This window comes from Chitinophaga sp. (assembly GCF_039596135.1).
Classification (GTDB): domain Bacteria; phylum Bacteroidota; class Bacteroidia; order Chitinophagales; family Chitinophagaceae; genus Chitinophaga.
Genome location: NZ_JBCNKH010000031.1, coordinates 1 through 17210, shown reverse-complemented (window position 1 = coordinate 17210; position 17210 = coordinate 1). Strand labels below are relative to the sequence as shown.

Annotated in this window: 14 protein-coding genes; 5 read left to right on the top strand and 9 right to left on the bottom strand. The window is 47.1% G+C overall.

Annotation, left to right across the window (positions count from 1 at the left end; genetic code table 11):
- Nucleotides 1–65 precede the first annotated feature (65 nt).
- From sppA to ABDW16_RS18085, 5 genes are all read left to right on the top strand, one after another.
- The gene (gene sppA, locus ABDW16_RS18105; RefSeq protein WP_343671664.1) at nt 66–1823 is read left to right on the top strand and encodes a signal peptide peptidase SppA; all 1758 of its coding nucleotides are present in this window, start codon (nt 66–68) and stop codon (nt 1821–1823) included.
- Nucleotides 1824–1933: 110 nt separating this feature from the next.
- Nucleotides 1934–3037: an ABC transporter permease gene (locus tag ABDW16_RS18100; RefSeq protein ID WP_343671663.1), complete on the top strand. Its 1104-nt coding sequence runs from the start codon at nt 1934–1936 to the stop codon at nt 3035–3037.
- Between the two features lie 26 nt (nt 3038–3063).
- A complete protein-coding gene (locus ABDW16_RS18095) occupies nt 3064–3594 on the top strand; it encodes an SRPBCC family protein (RefSeq protein WP_343671662.1) in 531 nt (176 codons plus the stop codon).
- 46 nt (nt 3595–3640) lie between these two features.
- On the top strand, nt 3641–4186 hold the full coding sequence (locus tag ABDW16_RS18090) for an SRPBCC family protein (protein ID WP_343671661.1): 546 nt from the start codon (nt 3641–3643) through the stop codon (nt 4184–4186).
- Nucleotides 4187–4249: 63 nt separating this feature from the next.
- Entirely contained in the window at nt 4250–4750 is a 501-nt protein-coding gene (locus ABDW16_RS18085) for a DUF2911 domain-containing protein (RefSeq protein ID WP_343671660.1), read from the top strand.
- A gap of 55 nt (nt 4751–4805) precedes the next feature.
- Here ABDW16_RS18085 and ABDW16_RS18080 read toward each other — a convergent pair whose 3' ends face one another.
- The 9 genes from ABDW16_RS18080 to ABDW16_RS18040 form a co-directional block, all read right to left on the bottom strand.
- Nucleotides 4806–6665, bottom strand: a complete 1860-nt coding sequence (locus tag ABDW16_RS18080) for a TonB-dependent receptor (protein ID WP_343671658.1) — start codon at nt 6663–6665, stop codon at nt 4806–4808.
- Nucleotides 6666–6703: 38 nt separating this feature from the next.
- The gene (locus ABDW16_RS18075) at nt 6704–7981 is read right to left on the bottom strand and encodes a HAMP domain-containing sensor histidine kinase (RefSeq protein WP_343671656.1); all 1278 of its coding nucleotides are present in this window, start codon (nt 7979–7981) and stop codon (nt 6704–6706) included.
- A gap of 1 nt (nt 7982) precedes the next feature.
- On the bottom strand, nt 7983–8654 hold the full coding sequence (locus ABDW16_RS18070; RefSeq protein WP_343671655.1) for a response regulator transcription factor: 672 nt from the start codon (nt 8652–8654) through the stop codon (nt 7983–7985).
- A gap of 33 nt (nt 8655–8687) precedes the next feature.
- Complete coding sequence (locus ABDW16_RS18065) at nt 8688–9989, bottom strand: AarF/ABC1/UbiB kinase family protein (protein WP_343671653.1); 1302 nt, start codon at nt 9987–9989, stop codon at nt 8688–8690.
- A 15-nt stretch (nt 9990–10004) separates the two neighbouring features.
- Nucleotides 10005–10631 carry a TetR family transcriptional regulator C-terminal domain-containing protein gene (locus ABDW16_RS18060; RefSeq protein ID WP_343671651.1) on the bottom strand — a complete coding sequence of 209 codons (627 nt, stop codon included), beginning with the start codon at nt 10629–10631 and terminating at the stop codon, nt 10005–10007.
- Nucleotides 10632–10715: 84 nt separating this feature from the next.
- The gene (locus ABDW16_RS18055; protein ID WP_343671650.1) at nt 10716–13358 is read right to left on the bottom strand and encodes a hypothetical protein; all 2643 of its coding nucleotides are present in this window, start codon (nt 13356–13358) and stop codon (nt 10716–10718) included.
- Nucleotides 13355–15667: a hypothetical protein gene (locus tag ABDW16_RS18050; RefSeq protein WP_343671649.1), complete on the bottom strand. Its 2313-nt coding sequence runs from the start codon at nt 15665–15667 to the stop codon at nt 13355–13357. The genes ABDW16_RS18055 and ABDW16_RS18050 overlap by 4 nt, the downstream gene beginning before the upstream one ends.
- The gene (locus ABDW16_RS18045; RefSeq protein WP_343671647.1) at nt 15657–16364 is read right to left on the bottom strand and encodes a hypothetical protein; all 708 of its coding nucleotides are present in this window, start codon (nt 16362–16364) and stop codon (nt 15657–15659) included. Before ABDW16_RS18045 ends, ABDW16_RS18050 begins: the two co-directional genes overlap by 11 nt.
- Nucleotides 16364–17210, bottom strand: an 847-nt coding sequence (locus tag ABDW16_RS18040) for an AAA family ATPase (protein WP_343671646.1), incomplete at its 5' end; no start/stop codon positions are given. The genes ABDW16_RS18045 and ABDW16_RS18040, both read right to left, overlap by 1 nt.

The following is a 17210-nucleotide window of genomic DNA, read 5'->3' as shown; positions in this document are numbered from 1 at the left end:
TCAACGGCCCAAAAGTAGACATAATCTTTATTTTTGGGAAAAGCAGTTTTCCTTAATCTCAAAATATGCGTAGTTTCTTTAAGATCTTTTTAGCCACCTTACTTGCACTCGTTGTCGTTGGTGCTTTGGGAATCATCCTCCTGCTGGGACTGATCGGAAGTGCTTTATCGCCCGATAAAGTTGTTATTTCCCCTAACGGTGTACTGGTACTGGAAACGAACCGGGAATTCACTGAGCAGAAGGTCACCAACCCACTCAGCATGCTCACCAAAAAAGGAGATGGTGGCACCCCTGGATTGTTCGACGTCATCAGGCTGGTGGACAATGCAGCCCAGGACGATAATATCAAAGGTATTTACCTGAAAGTGGAAGGCAATGCCAACGGCTTTGCCACCAACCAGGAATTCAGAAACGCGCTGGAGCGCTTCAAAGCCAGTGGTAAGTGGGTTTATGCCTATGGTGAAACTATGAGCCAGCAGAGCTACTTTGTTGCTTCCGTGGCTAGCAAAGTCTACCTCCATCCCAAAGGCGGTCTTGACTTCAACGGTTTTTATTCCCAGGTCACCTTCCTGAAAGGGTTGCTGGAAAAACTGGAAATTCAGCCGCAGATCTTCTACGATGGTCGTTTCAAAAGTGCGACAGAACCACTGCGCGAAACGGAAATGACCCCGGCAAACCGCATCCAGACCAATGCTTACCTGGGCGAACTGTATAGCAACTTCTTATATAATATAGGCCAGAGCCGTAAAATCGATACCGCTACCTTGCATCAATATGCCAATGACGGCGCTATCCAGAGTGCTGAAGATGCTGCCCGCCTGAAACTGGTAGATGGGCTGCGTTATGACGACCAGGTAATGGACGAAATTAAAGCCCGGCTGAACCTGGGCGGAACTGACAAAGTCAACTTTGTAACCCTGAGCAACTACGAAAGTGCCAATGAACACCGTTTCAGAGACAACGATGCTAAGATCGCCCTGATCTATGCACAAGGTAGCATTGTAGGTGGTGACAGTGAAAAAGAAACGCTCATCAGCAGCGACCGTTATATCAAACTGATCAGGGAAGCCCGCCAGGACAATGATATCAAAGCCATCGTGTTCAGGGTAAACTCTCCCGGTGGTAGTGCCCTCGCCTCAGAAAGCATCTGGCGCGAACTGACCCTGGCTAAGAAAGATAAACCGGTCATCGTATCTATGGGTGACTATGCTGCTTCCGGTGGTTATTACATCTCCTGCATGGCCGATTCAATCTTTGCAGAACCCAATACCCTTACCGGTTCTATAGGTGTGTTTGCCGTGATTCCAAACCTGGGAAATTTCTTCAAAAATAAACTGGGGGTTACCTTCGACGGGGTGAAAACCGCACAGTATGCTGACCTTGGTACTGCCAGCCGTGCTATGACAGATGCAGAAAAGCGCTTCATCCAGAATGGTGTGGATACGACTTACATGGTATTCAAGACCAGGGTGGTCAATGGCCGTAAACTGAGTGGAGCTGTAGTAGATAGCATTGCACAGGGGCGTGTATGGAGCGGTGTGCAGGCAAAAGAATTAGGCCTGGTAGACCGCATCGGTGGCATCCAGGATGCCATTGCCTGTGCTGCCAAAATGGTACATGCAGGTTCTTTCAAGGTAAAAGAATATCCTGAGCCACAGGGGGGCCTGGAAAAAGTAGTGCGGAGCCTGAGCGGCGATATGCAATCCCAGATGGTGAAAAAGGAACTGGGTGAAAACTACAGCCTTTACGAACAGGTGAAGAGAATCAAGGAAATGGGCGGCCAGATACAGGCCAGAATTCCCTTTGATATTGAAATCAAATAGAATTGTTACTTAAAATTTACTTAAAACCTGCCCGCTGTGGCAGGTTTTTTTATGCAACTTAGATAAAACAATAGTAGTTTTATGCGATTTTTTAGCAACTAAATAGGCGTATGGCGGTGAATTACAGCCAGGGCACAGCACTGCTGGCCATGGCAAAAGCAAGTTTGAAAGCAATATTGAGAAGCCCTTCGGCTGTAGTATTTAGCTTAGGTTTTCCCTTAGTGATTTTACTTTGTTTTGGCTTTATCGGGGATAGTAATGTATCTGTAAAAGTAGGGGTTGACAGTGCGACAGATACCCATAGCTACCTGTACCAGCAGCTGATAAAGGAGAAGAGCCTGAAGCTGGTGACGGACAAGACGAATGCTGAGTTGCAGGAAGAACTGAAAAAAGGGCATATTACCGCTATTCTGAAAATAAAAGAACTGCCGGCAGTAAACAATACCCCGTCCAACGATGTACAGGTATACACCTCCACTGCTGCAGTTGAAAAAATCGGCGTATTCAATGCCATCCTGAATGGTGTGATCCGCAATGCAGATGCAAAATATTACAGCCACGCTTCTGTGGCCAAAGTAGAACCGATCATTACCCTGCCCGGCCGTCGCTATACCACCATCGATTTTATTCTACCTGGTTTGCTGAGTTTCTCCCTGCTCAGTGCTGCCGTATTCAGCACCGCCTTCCTGTTTTATGGTTTAAGGCAGACGCTGGTGTTAAAACGCTTCTTCGCTACGCCTATCAGGCGCTTACATATTGTATTGGGCGAATCGCTGGCCCGCCTGGTATTCCAGATTTCCGGTGCGATCCTGATCATTGCGATCGGCTATTTTTTCTTTGGCTTCACACTGGTACACGGGTGGAGCACCTTTTTTGAAATGCTGATTCTGACAGCATTGGGGGTAGTAGTGTTCATGGGCTTCGGCTTTGTGGTGAGCGGCCTTGCCAATAGCGAGAGCACCATTCCGCTCTTTGCCAATATTATCACCCTGCCACAATTCCTGCTGGCGGGTACCTTCGTTTCTGTCGATGTATTTCCTACCTGGTTACAGGTCATTTGCCGCATTATGCCGCTGACTTACCTGAACGATGCTTTCCGCAAAGTAGCCTTCGAAGGCCAGCACCTCTGGAATCTGGGGCTTGAGCTGGGAGTGATTGCACTGTGGGGGGTAGTTATCTATGCGGTGGCGGTGAGAGTTTTCCGGTGGGAATAGTCGCGATTTTTTCCTAACTTTTAGGTATGCAAGCCTTTTTTATTCTCCTGGGCGCTCTGGCGGTGATCATCCCCGGGTGTTTCATAGTTAGCCTGTTTTTACCGGCTACAGTGAAGGTTGTGCGTGTCAGGGTCATTCCCGCCACTCCTGCTGCCGTATTCCAACAGATAAATACTGTCCGTAACTGGGAAAACTGGTCCCCCTGGCACCAGCTGGACCCCCACATGAAACTCCTGTATACCGATACGGAGAGTGGGATAGGGGCTGCTTACAGCTGGGAAAGTCAAAACAGGCAAATCGGTAAGGGAGCTATGATGATCACCAATTCCCGGCTGGATGAGTTCATTGCCACAGATATGCACTTTATGGAACAAAGACTGGCCAAAGGCACTTTTAAACTGGAAGCAGTTCCAGGTGGTACCAGTGTAACCTGGACCATGACGGCGGAACTGGGGCACAATCCTTTCAAAAAGTTCATGGGCCTACTGATGGACAAATGGATCGGTAGAGATTTTGAAAGAGGACTGGCCAATCTCGAAACGGTGTTGCGTAGCTGATAAAATAGAACGAGATTTGCAACCTTAACCGTCTGGAATTGTTTATATGCGATTAATTAAACTAGCCGTGATTAGCGCAGTCATGTTCGGCGTGCTGCTTTTCCTTCTATCCTTATTATTACCTTCCAAAGCGATTGTAGAACGTTCTGGTGTCATAGATGCACCAATGTCTACTGTGTATGCGCAATTGAATGACCTGAGTAAGTGGCCTGCCTGGAATCCATGGGCTGCCGACGAAACGGCACAGGATAAGCAATTCTCAAACCCACCCACAGGAAAGGGGGCTTACTTTACCTTTAGCGGTATGCAACGTGAAAATCGTATAACCGGAAAAGTAAGTATCGAAGAAAGCCGTCCCGGAAGTGGTATCAGATACCTGATGACATTCAATGAGATGCGCCCGGTAAATGCGTTTTTCGAAATCAAGCCTGCGGCTGATGGAAAAAGTACTGCTATCATGTGGCGCCTGGAAACACACCTGGGCTACTGGCCATGGTGGAAATTGCGTGGTTTCCTGGCAGACAGGCTCACAGGGCCGCAGCTGGAAGCAGGACTGACAAAGTTGAAGACAATTTGCGAAAGCGGGAAATAATACACAGGCGGTAACAACCGCTCTCGCATTATGCAGTAAATTTCCATAAATTTTCTACTATTTATGAAACAATTCCTCTTATTCTTTGCATTGCTTGCCGGTACTGGCAGCCTTGTATCTGCACAGGAAAAAAAGGCGGTTGCAAGCCCTCGTGTAACTGCTGAAGGAAAAAATGTAAAAGTTGCTTATGGTCAGCCTTCCAAAAAAGGAAGAGTGATCTTCGGAGAGCTGGTTCCTTACGACAAAGTATGGCGCCTGGGTGCTAACGAAGCAACTGAAATCACTTTTGCTAAAGATGGTAGCTTCGGTGGTAAACCCGTAAAAGCTGGTACTTACACCCTGTTCGCTATCCCCACTCAATCAGAATGGACATTCATACTGAACAGCGAGCTGAAACAATGGGGCGCTTACAAGTATGATTCTATCAAAGTAAACAACGTACTGGAAGCGAAAGCAAAGGTTACAAAAACAGCTGCACCGGTTGAAAAACTGACCATCACTTTGCCTGCTGGTAAATTGATCGTAGAATGGGATGAAACCCATGTGGAAGTGCCAGTGAAGTAATGAGCAATGTATTTTATTGTAAAAGGCCGTCTCTCATGAGAGACGGCCTTTTATTTTATAGGTTCCATTTAACAGACAAATTGATTTGCCTGCCATCCACAGGTCCCCAAAGCGGCACAAATGAAGGATCATCGACCGGCCCGGTATATAATGGTGTATGTTTACCTTGTCTTACATCAAACAGGTTCTCTCCGTTCAGCACCAGCGTAACATGATCACCTATCTGCCTGGATACCATGGCTGCCCAGAACCAGTAGTTCGGCGCTTTCTCATTGTTATATAAATACTGATGCCCATTCCAGCTATTCTCTATCCCCATGCGCCATTTGTCTTCAACATCATAGGCGAGTGTAGTTGCAAATTTATCCTGTGGGGCAAAAGGCACATACAGATCTCCGTACTTTGATATGGTATGATTGTATCCCAGGTACAATTCCACATGATCCATTTCCAACCTCACATAAGTATCCGTCCCCGCGCTGCGCATAGGCTCAACCTGGGTTTGCAGTTCATATAAATTGTCACTCCTTAATACCGGCAGTATCGGATGTTTCACATGCGTATAGTAAAATGCCTGGTTCAGGGTGAGGTCCAGTTTACCAATCGTAGTACGATAGTTTGCATCAAAGTTCAGTCCTTTGCTTCGCTCTGCTTTTAATCCGTCCGGAATAGCCGCCAGCGTTTTGTAACCCAGCAATTGTGTTTGTGTAGTAAAGATGGCGGCTGTTTTATACCCCGTACCTGCACTCAGGCGAACGGAGAGATCATGAACAGGTTTGTACACCATTGCCAGTCTTGGCAGTAAAAACCATCCATATAGATTGTGATGATCTGCACGCAATCCACCTTCTATCATCAGCTGCTTTGTGAGTTGAATACCATCCTGTGCAAAGAAGCCGACAGTATTGTAAGTGTAATTACCAATACGGCTACTATCGTGGTTATTCCTGGTATAAGCTTCACTGGTATTGTTCATACCCAGTACTATCCCATGCCATTTATAACTCGCTTCCGTATAGGTATTTATTTGTCTGCCCTGCAATAAGAAATTCCCCTCTGTGTGCAGCAGATGATAGAGGCTGGCATTACTCTTTATCGTAAATGCCTTGTGTGTCAGTTGTAGGTCTAAGCTATTGCGATTACTATTATTCTTTTCTGTATAGAATGCGCCCCCACCGGTACGCTGTTCAAATGTACCCTGGTACCCGGCTGTGAATGTCGTAGCAGGATTAATATACCAGAAGAATTTGGGATGTACCAGGTACTGCCTTAATTGTGGCACATCACTGAATCCATCTTTGTTCACATCAGTTGCATTCTGGTGTGTAACACCACCAAAGAATGTCAAACCCATTTTACGCCACTTCTGTGAATAATACACATTGGCATTATTCTCTTTCAGCGTGCTACGATTCAGCAATATATCCAGTTCAGGCTTTTGTGAAGGGGTCTTCGAAATAAAATTGATCATCCCCGCAATGGCGCCCCCGCCATACAAAGTAGACACAGACCCCTTGATAATTTCAATCTGCTTTAGATCCAGCGGGGGGATGGCCAGTACGCCAAAATTGCCGCTTAACCCTTCGTACAGGGGAAGGCCATCCCGCAACAGCTGGGTATATTTTCCATCCAGCCCTTGCATACGGATGGCATTATTCCCGCTGATAGCTGATGTGTTTTGTATATGAATCACAGACAGGTCGCCCAGCAAACCTGTTACGTTTCCCGGCTTAATGCCACTTTCTTCCTGCATGTCTTCCGCACCTAATACCTCTACTTTCATAGGCAGGTCCTCGATGCGGCTATTGGTGCGGGTAGAGTTGACGACTACCTCGTGAATCTGGACAATTTTAGAGGTGTCCTGTGCGAATAACCGACTGGTGGCCAGTAATAAAAGTAACCCTATGAACTTCATGCAACAAAGAAAAGGACCAATGCTGGGGAAAATCTGGATTAATGATGGGGCCTGTGCTGGCGTAAAATAAAATGATGTTCGTGGTCTTTATGCAGATAATAGATCTTCAGGTTATTCGTATCTGCGATTTTTTTCACAATTGCCAATCCCAGTCCGTTACTGTTTGCCAGGTTGGATGCATTCTTCTTAAACCTTTGAAATAGCTGGGTGGCGGGAATCGGTGGGTACTCACTGGTATTGCAGATGCTGAACAGTTGTTCATTCAGCTGTATTGTAATCTGGCCCTTAGGGTAATTGTATTTAATGGCATTGCCCAGTAAATTACTGATCAGCGTATCTGCCAGTAAAGGATGTAATAATAGTAAAAGGTCATTGGAAATATCTGTACTCACCAGCAATTCCTTATCCCTGATCAGCTCTTCAAATAGCCGCAGGTGTTTTTCCAACACTGCCCTGATACTGATTTTCCCGGCGGGTACAAACTGTTTGTTCCCGATCTTGGCCATGAACAGCAGGCTGTGGTTCAGGTGCGACAATCTTTGCAATGCCTCGTGTGTCTGCGCGATAGATTGCAGTTGTGCAGGTTGTAAAGCCTCATCCTGTAGTAACAGTTCCAGCCTGTTTTGCGCAATGGCCAGTGGTGTCTGCATTTCATGCGCCGCATCTTCTGTCAGTTCTTTCATGATCACAAAATCATGGTAGATGCGTGAGGTAGCATTCAGCAACACTTCGTTCAACCTGTTGAATTCAGTAACAGTAGTATCCGGAAAGGAGAGATCATGCATCTGTTCCAGCTGCAGCTTTTCCATCTTATCCAATGACTGGTAGAATGGCTGCCAGATGCTACGGCTGATCAACCTGTTCACCAATATGGTAAACAATAACAACCCAATAAAAGCCAGTGCCATCACCAGCGCAATATTTTTAATCAGGTCGTCTTTTTCAATCAGTGATTTTCTAATGGTGAGCAGGTAAAATTTATCCCGGATGCTGATCACCTGCTCCAGCTGCCTGTAAGGCACTTTCTTATGCTCGACCTCCTGGTACTGCATAATCGTTTGCAATACAGGTTGCGCATTTGCAGGCCCGTTAGCGGCACGAATACTGAACTCTGGTGTGGTAATTCCAAAAATGGGGCTGTTGTCAGGAATCGACTCAAAATAGATCTCCCATTGAATTTTATCATTCACCAGTTCTTCATCCATTTCTTTCTTCAGTTCCTTATCAAACTCCTGATAGAGATAAATGCCCCCGGCAGCCAGTAGTGGCAGCATGATCAGTAAGAACCAGATGGTATTTTTTGTGAGCAGTTTCATACTATTCGAACCGGTAACCCGTACCATACACCGTCTTGATATAATCCGGCGCACCGGCATCCATTAGTTTGCGGCGCAGGTTTTTGATATGTGAATATATGAAATCATAAGAACCCGCCATGTCATATTCATCGCCCCACAGGTGGGCAGCAAGGGCCGATTTGGTAATGACGCGGTGTTGGTTAGCAATAAAGTAAACGAGCAACTGGTATTCCTTTGCTGTTAATTCCACCGGCTTCTGGTGCACCAGCACCGTTTTAGATGCAGGAATCACCTGTATATCCTGAAAAATAATACTGGTGTTACCGCCAAAATGCTTGCGGCGTAGCAGGGCATTGACCCGTGCACTTAGTTCTGACAAATGAAAAGGTTTGGTGAGGTAGTCGTCGGCACCAAGGCCCAGACCATTGAGTTTATCTTCCAGGGAGTCTTTGGCAGAGATAATGATAATACCCGCATCAGAGCGGATCTGTTTCAGTTCCTTTACGATATCTAGTCCGCTGCCATAGGGGAGGCCGATATCGGCAATAATACATTCATAATCCGCATCGTTGATCTTCTGAATGCCCTCTCTGAAGTTCGCAGCTACTTCACAAACGTAGCCCTGTTTTCCTAAGTATTGTGTTATTGATTCCTGCAGCGCCTGCTCGTCTTCGATGATAAGAATGTTCATACCTAAAAGATACAAAAAAAAATGGGGCCCTGCTTATTGTGCAGGAAGCCCCGTTTTAATATTCGCTTTGAGATCGCTTAGAATAGAATACAAGCCGAAGTAAGTTCTGTTCACATACAGGCTATGCCTGGACCCTCGCGCAACTTTCGACTCTTTCACCTCTTTTAAATTAGCTACATAATCCATGTAAGCATAAATTTCCTGGAAATATCGCTCATCGCCAAAATCAAATTCCGGTACGGTAAATGGCAGTGTGAGCATGTCGATCATCTTTTGGAACAGGGCGGAGAAAAATGTAATCTCTTTTTCCGAATCCGATGGATGAATCATTTCCAGGCTGGTATAGATCTGCTTACGTCGCTCATCGTCTTTCAATACCTCTTTATCAGTGAGCAGGAAATAGTTGATATAAAAATCTTCCGGTATTTCCTTGATACAACCAAAGTCAAAGATGCCGACGGTACCGTCTTCTCTCATGAGGAAGTTGCCGGGATGCGGATCAGCATGCACTTTTTTCAGCTGGTGAACCTGGAATTGATAAAAGTCCCACAGCGCCTGTCCGATCTTATTCCTGGCTTCCTGCGAAGGGTTTTTTAGCAAAAACTCTTTCAGGTGATAGCCCCTGAGCCAGTCCATGGTAATGATCTTTCCGCTGGAGAGTTCAGGGTAATACTGTGGAAATACCAGGTTCGGAATATGTGCACACAAGGTAGATACTTCTACTGAGCGGCGCAGTTCCAGTTCATAATCTGTTTCTTCCAGCAGTTTCGTTTCAATCTCTTCAAAGTACTTGTCCATATCCACCTCGCTCATGCCTACTATGCGCATGGCAAAGGGCTTCACGATGCGGAGGTCAGACTTCACACTGTTCGCCACCCCAGGGTACTGGATTTTGATAGCCAGCTCCCTGCCCCATTTGGTGGCTTTATGTACCTGCCCGATACTGGCGGCATTGGCAGCCTTGATATCGAAGGTGTCGTACAGCTGTGCCGGTGTTTTGCCCAGGGTCTTGACGAAAGTATTGATCACCAGCGGACCGGAAAGGGGTGGGGCACTGTACTGCGACATTGCAAACTTTTCGGTATAGGCTTTGGGCAGCATGCCCTTGTCCATACTCAACATCTGCGCTACTTTCAGTGCACTGCCTTTCAGGTTGCTGAGGGTATCATAAATGTCTTCTGCATTGTCAGCATGGAGCTCTTCCCTGCTGATATTGGGATCAATGAGTTTTTTGGTATAGTGCTTCAGGTAATTGGTTCCAACTTTCAATCCTGTGGTCACAAAACGACTCGCTCTTTCCACTTTTCCCGTAGGAATATTAGTTTGCTCTTTCATTACCTTTTATCCCCTCTACTTCTTGGTGAACATAAATTTGCCGAAGTCCAGCAGACTATCCAGTGTGCCCGAGCTAATGAGCTGGAAGCTGAGATTTACGGCTTTTTCAATCGCAGCATCTGTGAGCTCAAACTTTTCAGAATCATCTTTGATCCAGTAGTTGAGCACAAAGAGTGCCTGCACCCAGAAACCATGAACGTATTGACTTGAAATGAATTTTCTTTCTTTTACTTCACCTGACTGGTAACCTTCCTGGATCAGGTTCTTTGCATATTCGTAAAAAGCATCTTTGAACTTTTCCAGCCTGTTCTCATGATAGCCGGGGATGTGGAATTGTTCTTTCTGCAGTAAGATGTAGCTTCTGTCTTCTTTCAGCTTCTGTACCCAGAGAAAGTAGAAGGTGAGGAGCTTTTCGCGGGCAGAATAACCCAGATAGGTTTCGTCAGCTTTCAGTTTTTCGAGTGTGTCAGTAAAGAAGGATAACCAGATGTCTTTTTCAACTGCATCGAAGGATGCATAGCTATCGTAAAAGGTGGTTTCTGAAAGCCCTAATTGCTGGCAGAATATGTATACAGAAACTGGTTTTTTCCCGTTTTCAAGCCAATAGTTTTTATAGGCTTCGCGAATGAGTTTGTTTTCCATGATTCAGGGTTTAAATTGTCCAAAATGCCTCCAAAGCAGGTATATCAAATTTACGATAGAAAGCTAATATGAATTGTTAATATCTCAGAGTTTGTTTACATTCATGACAGTCAGCACCTTATTTTTTCCCAACACGATAAATTCCTCTCTCATACTGCCCTCAATCACAGCTTCCGGCTCTTCTTCCAGCCGTACTTCGTGCTCCAGTTTCAAGAGGGTATCATCCACTTTGAACACACTTGCCAGCTGATCGCCCACTGCCACCAGGCTTCTTCCCGGAATAAATGCCATAGAAACTACCCTGTGGGATACGGGTACTGGTGCCCCTACAATAGATAGCTGCTGTTTATTGGTCCGGATGGTTACAATCCCCATTTTAGTCAGTCCAAACAATATTCCCGGGTCGAGCGGTATTGCAGCCAGCAGGTACACCGGTGGGGCCGATTGCAGCCGGGTACAGTTGCCAAGGTCATCAGAACAATACAATACCCCATCCAGCAGAAAATAATAGCAATCATCCCGGTAAAACACCGTTGTAGGCTGCGGTCTGTCGTCGCAGAGAATACTGGCATTATCCATTGTACAGGTATACTGCCTGTCCAGTTCCCCATCACCTGCAAAGTGCCAGATGCTCAATACCCGTTCATTCAGCGCAAACTGGGTCACGCCCCCTGCTATTTTGACCACAAACCCCACTACATGTTGCTGCAGGAAGTTGGGGAAGGTCACGCTCATACCATACTGGAAAAAGAGGTTTGCCGGCAGTACTTTCGGCTGATCTTCCATATCGTTTTCCGGGTTCAGGTAGATCATCAGCCTGTTGGTCTCCGGAAATCCACTTACAATGTATTCATACATGGGAACCAGGGGCAAGGCCCATACATATTGCTCTATTTCAAACTCAGGACTGATCCTGAGCAGGTAAAACGAACGTATATTGATACCGATGATAAAAAATTGCTGGTTATGCCGTATCATGCCAGCCCAGGTAATACCGGGAGGCAAACTGACCCGCCTGCCATTCACCTTCTTTTTAGGCAGTGAAGCCACCATACTTTTATATCGGAACAGGTCGGCTGGCAACTGCTTATCCTCCGATAAGAATTGTTTCAGCAAAAACAGGTGCTGGGTATTACCCTGTTTCACCTGGTTACTGATAATTTGTATACTGAGATCGGTCGCAGTTTGTTTTACGGCAGCGCTGGTATGTTTATTGTTCACAATGAGCATAACCTGCAGCAACAGGGTGAGTTGCTCAGGGTTACTTTTCTGGTATACCTTTTTGATGTGCAATGGCAATTGCTCCGGCGTATGCCTGCTCACCACATCAAAGTATTGATCCAGGTAGTCTGCGGCACGGTTCAATCCATTCCATCCCCTGTACAATAAGCGCAATGCCTCATCAGGGGCCTTCAGTTTATCTTCCAGGATTACGGCTGCTTTCAGCAGGTCATTTTGCTGTTGGGCCACCTGCACACTCTTCCTGTAATAATTTCTTGCCAGGTCTGGTTGTTCCAGTTTTGTATACAGGTCTCCCACCATTTCAAACATCTCCAGTTCTTTGTAAATGTCGATGGCTTCCAGCAGCAACCCGCCCTGCACCAGGCACTCTGCTGCCGGCAAGGGTCTGTTCAGGTAGTCTTTGTATAAGGCGGCCGCTTCCCTGAAAAATCCGCCCTGTACCAGTGCCTTTGCCGCTAAATTGTAATCCTGCAAGAGGTGTGCGTAGATATAGGCTGCCTGCTTGTAGTCTTTATTTTCTATTGCCTGCATGGCAGCACGCATGTATTTTTTATGCAGCTGTTCGTAGTACCTGTTTACATTCCATGCATCTACAGGGCCACCGCCACCGGCAAGGTTGCCGAGGCTGAAATGCGTATTTCTTTTAGACAGTGATGCCGATGGTGGGGCTACACCTCTGCCGGCATGTTGGGAACCTAACGGTATTGCATATTGCAATGCCTCGCCCAGGTTCTCGTCGAACATATTGAGCAGGCGTTCCAGTTCTTTGTCTCTCTTTTCCTGCAGGTGTTCCAGCTGGTTTTGCATCCACTGGTACATACCATTCTGCGCTTTATTTCCCCGCCGGCCTATGAGCCACATGAATGCTTTAAGCAGCGACGCTTTTATTTTTTTAAGCCCCTTCAGCGGTGGCGCCGCCATCGGTATCTTATTCAGCGGCTTACTATCCACACTGCTTTTCAGCATATCTATCAGGGGGGCGTCAGCTTCTTTTCTCCTTACATTGATCATGCGTAAAGGCGCCATCGCAGGCATGCCCGGGTGTGCCATATCCCATGAATGATCAATTGCATCGGGCATTTCCAGCAGGTCACTGAGCGATACCAGGTCTGCAGGGGTAAAACCAAAGAACCCCAGGGTGGGGTGCATCACCTGCCATTCCCACATGAGCAAAGCTCCCATCTCACTAATACTGAGCGCCGGCAATAACTTTGCATGAATAGGTATCAGCAGTTTCTTTCCAATAATCGTATAAGGATGCGCAATATGGCTAACGTGTGGAACGTGTTTGGGGTTGAATACGACCATCATGCCCGCAGGTTCCATGCTGGATTTACTTTCCGGCAGTAGCATACAGGTCAGTGAACCCGGAGGTACATTCCATCGTTGAATTTCGGCAAACCACGCTGCAGGTGTATTACCCCTGATGTAAGCCCCGAGTACAGGATGGCAAACGGATGGATCATATGTAAGCTGCAAAATCATTTCAGATGATCTATGTAAGGTTGTATGTATGATTCGTAAAAAGTATGTGCGGGCAGCTGTCTGTCGTTTTTATCGCCAGTAAAATACCGGTATCCGCAGTACACACCATCGGCAGCCCAGCAGGCGGTCGGTTTGTTTTGTATTACTACCAGCGTGATCTCACGCACATTCGGATCTTGGCTACGGAAGTGTAATAGGCCCCTTGAATCCATCCATGCCTCCACACCATTGCTCAGCACATACCGGGTAATCCTGATCTGTGTGCCTGGAATCGTACTCTCCTGGCCGGTGAGATTGGGAGTCACATTATTCACTGTAGTCCAGCTTTCCAGGGATAGTTTATTGGCATTGTGACGCAGCTCCATATGGTTGATGGCCAGTCTGCCCGAAGGGCTCACCCGGATGTTTTTTACCTGCCTGTACATATTGTACCCACAGTTGATCATCTTTTTCAAAGCCCGCAAATGGTCAGCCCTGGCAGAGAGCACCATATTGCCATTCCACTTCTCTACAGTTGTAATGGTCAGCGTGTTTACAGGCAGTATATACGTATCATTTGCATCTGTGATGTAGAAGGCTTCATCTTCGTAAGCAATCACGATGCTGCCTGCAAGCCGATGCCTGATAACATGATGAGAGCTGGCCTGGATCGTCGTATTCAGGTAGTATAGATAAATAGCTTCGTTGTGATAGAGCAATACATAAATAGTACCCTGCTCACTATGCCCAAAAGAATAAGTGTTGGCCCTGGGAAGATCCCTGTATATTTCTTTCGCTCCCAATGCAACAGATTGCCAGTAGAGTAACCGCTGGTCTTCTGTCACAACAACGCCACCAAACTGCATCGCATTGTAGTAATAATAATGCAGCTGCATGGAGCTGAATGGGAAATACAAAGGAGTTTCCTGCTGGTGTAAAAATGCCGGCAGACTATGGGAAGCCGTCAGCGTGGCTGCTGCAGTGAAAATAGATTCCAGGTCATACGTGGCATTGTTCAGCAGGTGCCGGTGCCCTTTGTTATAATGAAAGAGTTGTACCCTGCCCTGCCTGTTTACCAGTACCAGGTAACCATTACACTTACGGATGGCAGCAAAGGCTTCCTGGAAAGGTGCAGCGTGAAACAGCTGTTCATCAGTAATTAAGAAAAACTCCTGCTGCTGTTTTTGCAATACATTTTTGGCAAAAGCCGTTAACCCTGCAGCACTATGCAATTCAGGCGATAACAATTCCAGTGCACGCCCTACACCTGCTTTGGTACCCAGTTGCAAAGGGGTATAATCATACCCGCTCAGTGCATAAGCAGGCAGTTCTCCTTTTTTATTTTGAAGGGAACAGGCCAATGCTGCTGCCATGGCTAATAAGCGGGGAGTACCCCACATGCGGATACTGGTATCTACCAGTAAAAAACGCTCCGGCTGATAGTCGGCAGGCAGTTGTTCCCTGCGTAAATACAAGGCTTCATTATTCGCGAGTCGCACCATCAGCGACAATTCATCATGTGCTAATTCACTCAGCAGTAACCGGTCAAAATTCCCCCTGTTACTGATATCAGACACCCCGCCAAACAGCTGGTCACTGCTACCCTGTACATGCATGGGAATATGCAGTGCTGCAATCATTTGTATGGCGAGTTTTGTAAAACCTGCGGTAGCCGGATCACTCGCCAATTCAGACAGGAGATCTGTTTGCGGAGGTTCAGGAATCAATACCGGCAGTGGTTTGGGCAGTTCACTCACACTGGTTTGCAACTTCAACACCAGTTCTTCCCTGCTGCCAATCGCCCCATAGATAGCTGCCAGGTATTGCAGGTCTGTTTCAACAATAAATTTGCTGAGCGGCGCAGGTACCAGCACATTTTTATCCAGGCGGCCACTGTTGAAATTACCTAAGATACTTTCTGCTATTTTGCTGGTTACAACGGGAGCAACAGCAGCACACAATGTTTGTAAAAGGTGAATTCTTTTGCCACCGAGCCAGTTACGGTCAGGCAGGCTACCCAGTATTTCCAGGAGCGCAAAGGCATCATCTATCCAGGCCTGTTCATCAAGGTGTACTTTTTGAAAAATGACCTGGAATATTTGCTCAACGCGGGTTTTACTATCTTTCCCTGCCGTTAGCATGAGCAACAATGCCCCCAGTGGCGGAAAAGCATCTTTCAGTTCTGCCAGTATCTCCGTCAGCGATGATCTGTAAATCAGTGTACGTCCATCCTGCCATTCAATCACCTCTCCTTCATCTGCCCAATGCCAGAAGTAATCGTCTGCCGATTTGAAATAGGCGGTGGTTTCAAGGGTTTGTTTATAATACATGGGTCAGGGTTTCGGCAGTGAGTCTTACGGCGCTGCGGGTGACGTGAACAAAGGATGTATCCGGGATCATTTCATATTGTCCGTTCACATGAAAGAGCAAAAAATGCGTTGTTGATTCTTCCAGTTTCTCAGCCACCAATGGCCGGATGGCAGGCGGATCGAAATCGTAACCTGCAGGCATCAGGATCCGGTCTTTCAGTGTATATGATGTACCTGGAACCGGGGGCAGCGGCACGCCGGCTACCAGCACCTGGCCGCGTGCAGAAGCTGCAAAGCGCAGGTGTTGTAGCCTGATCTGGGGGGCAGTGGCCACGTACGTTTCCAGTATGGTCATCTCTGTCAGTATAGCAAAGCTCCCTTCGGTGGTAGCACACGGTGCTAACTTTACAGGATGCCTGTATGTAGCAATAGCTGGCAACCCGGAGGCTGGCAGACTTACGGGGATAAAATCCGTAAGGGGGAGCCATTCCAATTCCGGCAGGGTTGCATCCGGCGTCAATGCTCCCGGGGCAAAGAGGTGGTTGGCGGCATCCAGGGTCCAGGAGCGCAATGCGGGTAACTGGCGAAAAGCATTGTCAGCCACGCCTTTTACCCATATCTGGTGCTGGTGCCATGCTGCTACCAGGTCTACCCGGGTACGCAATTGGGCCAGTGCCTTGATGTCAGCTTGTGCTAATGTAATTACACTTTCAGTCATCAGTTATTCTGCATGATCTTTTCCCACAAATGGTCTATCGGTGCTAAAACAAAGTTCTTTTGTGTATCGTTATTGATCCATTCACAACGGTCATTGAGGTAGCGAAGTCTGTCTTTAATCAGTGCTCTTTCGGCAGGGGAGGTGTCTGCAGCTTCCCATTGTACGGTCATTTGCTGTACTTCCCTGTAGATGGCGTCTGCATCTGGTGCACTGTTGATAGTAGCCCTGGGATGTGCAGCTGTTTGTTCATCTGTGACTACCAGTGCTGCATTCACGATGGCGGAGATAATTTCCTGTTGTTCTTCCGTATCCCATATATAGCGCAGTACCCACATGTCCGAAAGGATAGCAGCGTCTCTTTTACAAAGAACAGCGCTGGCAGCAATGAGGCGTTGTAGTTTTACCGCTCTTCTGTCGGATATCTGGATGCCTGCATTGCGCAGTTGCTGTATCAATGTAATATAAGCCCCTCTGATGGCAGACAGGTCTATAGATGTAGTAATGTGTTGCAGTTCTCTTACTTCCTCTGCGCTGACTTTGGCCGGCGTAGTTATAGCTGCCTGCTCCAGCTGCCAGCCGGCCTGCAATACTTTTTCCAGGTCGGCAGGATCTACGTTGTCGCAATGTACCCTGAGCAGGAAGCGGTCAAAAAGTGCCTGTAGCGCTTCGTCTTCGGGCAGGTGGTTGCTGGCACCGATAAAAAGCAGGGCAGGCAGGGCGTTGGTTTCCTTGCCTCTTCTGAAAATCTTTTCGTTGAGGGCCATGAGCAGGCTGTTGAGAATAGCGCTGTTGGCATTCAGGAGTTCGTCCAGGAACACCAGGTTGGCTTCGGGGAGCATGCCTTCA